This is a genomic window from Vibrio sp. 10N.237.312.B06, from assembly GCF_041464685.1.
Classification (GTDB): Bacteria; Pseudomonadota; Gammaproteobacteria; order Enterobacterales; family Vibrionaceae; genus Vibrio; species Vibrio tasmaniensis_A.
The window spans coordinates 1-1674 of the sequence record NZ_JBFSPI010000190.1 but is presented as its reverse complement, the minus strand read 5'-3'; the positions used below and the strand labels follow the sequence as shown (position 1 = coordinate 1674).

The following is a 1674-nucleotide window of genomic DNA, read 5'->3' as shown; positions in this document are numbered from 1 at the left end:
GAAACTCACTCTACCTTTTACCCAGAAATCAAGCTCATCTAAGCGGAGAAGAGCCGCTAATCTTTTGAAAACCCTTCCACTGTTTAATTGAGAATTACAGCAACTACATCTCATATTCATATCTCCTTGTTTTGATAGGCCATCATTAGCCCGCAAAAATATTTTAACCCCTTTAAGAGTGAAGATGCATAAAAAAGTGGTGTTCATTATTCCTATTATGGTAAATGTGTGAGTTTGCTATCAGAAACAGCCCTTAGACCGCCTCAAGCGCTCTTAGCGAAGTTTTTCGATACTTTACAAGGCGATATGCTTCCATAGCACCTTGTAAGTTTGTAACGCTTCCTGCGCGATTTTCTGATCAAAAATCAACTAGTTGCTTCGAACTAAGAATTGCACTCTGATACCCATTTTAAGTTCTTTGTGAGTTTTGTTTGTCAGATTAGTTCTATTAGGTCAAAAACTGATCGACTGTGATTGTGGAATTTTTTGCGAAACCAATTTCGGGGCAGAAATGAGCTAGAGCTACTACTCTAATGATTCATTAGAACAAATAGCAGCGTACCGATGCGATCGCTGCCATTTTAAGAGGATACTTTATTGCTTGCTACTCATGGAAACAGGAACGTAATACTTTCTTGGGCTATATAAGGGGTTAAAGGAACGTTTTTGTGCCCAAGCAGCGGCCAACGAATACCTAATCTAGAATAAAGACATTTAACCCGTTCCTACTCTCTCGTACTGGCCTTATACCTGAAATTACATTCACTCTCGATGGATATCCTATGCCGAGATTAATATTTCCAGCCTTGAAATTGCAAGGCTTTTGGGATGGGGCTGTAACAAGGGTATTTAGTTTGCAATCCATACTCAAAAATAACCGAAGTTGACATTACAAATGAAGAAGCATAATTATATCGAGTAAACCGCCCTGGATCATTCTTTGCCGTCTTTTCAAGCACCGTCCAGATCATATCTTCAATAAATTCAGGGTGGCGCTTCGGATCGAGTGCCATCAAATCGCGCATACAGAACCAGTTATTACCTCCAAGCTCTTGTTGGCGGGTAGCATTGCCGAAATATGCTTCTTGCAGGGCTTGAAGATGAGCTTTCAGAATTTGTGACTCCACGGTGTCCGTCTCGTCAATGTGCTGCAAGAAGTAAGGCAGTTTGGTGATGTCTGCCATTGCTCTAGGGGCGCTAGATAATTTGGGGTTTTCGTACTGCTCGTGTATCTCACTCAGCAGTTGAGTGAGCTCAGGAGAGTGGGGTTGAGCTTGCACGCTCGCACAAGTAAGCAGTAGCAATGGTAAGACTGTTTTCATGGTCATTCTCCCTCTAGATACCTGATCATAATACCAGTATTTAGGCGGTGCATAAAGTTCTTTTTTATGCACCTAGTTAAGTATTATTCTTTCGAATTTTGTGTGTATCTTGGCACCGCAGGATAGGCTTGGTCGGAGGTGACGTATTCCGTCCTTTCGGGTCTAGTGATCTCCTTTTCTACCTGCGACTTGACGGTCAGTTCAATCATCGGCTCAGGTTTGATGATGGGCTTCTGCGCTTCCTCTTGCTGAAGTTTTACATCATCAGTTACCCCATCAAAGCGCGCTTGATTAAAGAGTCCGCCCGTTCCCTTGGTATGCAGCATCTCGGTGCGGGTGTGTGCCACGGTAT

General features: G+C 42.8%; 3 protein-coding genes. All 3 read right to left on the bottom strand.

All coding sequences use genetic code 11. The features are described from left to right. On the bottom strand, positions 1–207 hold a 207-nt coding region (locus AB6C75_RS23445), incomplete at its 3' end, for a hypothetical protein (protein WP_372109505.1). 584 nt (positions 208–791) lie between these two features. Next, the gene (locus AB6C75_RS23440; RefSeq protein WP_372109503.1) at positions 792–1322 is read right to left on the bottom strand and encodes a hypothetical protein; all 531 of its coding nucleotides are present in this window, start codon (positions 1320–1322) and stop codon (positions 792–794) included. Positions 1323–1405: 83 nt separating this feature from the next. Beyond that, positions 1406–1674 (bottom strand): hypothetical protein (locus tag AB6C75_RS23435; RefSeq protein ID WP_231904684.1); only part of this gene is annotated, 269 nt, incomplete at its 5' end.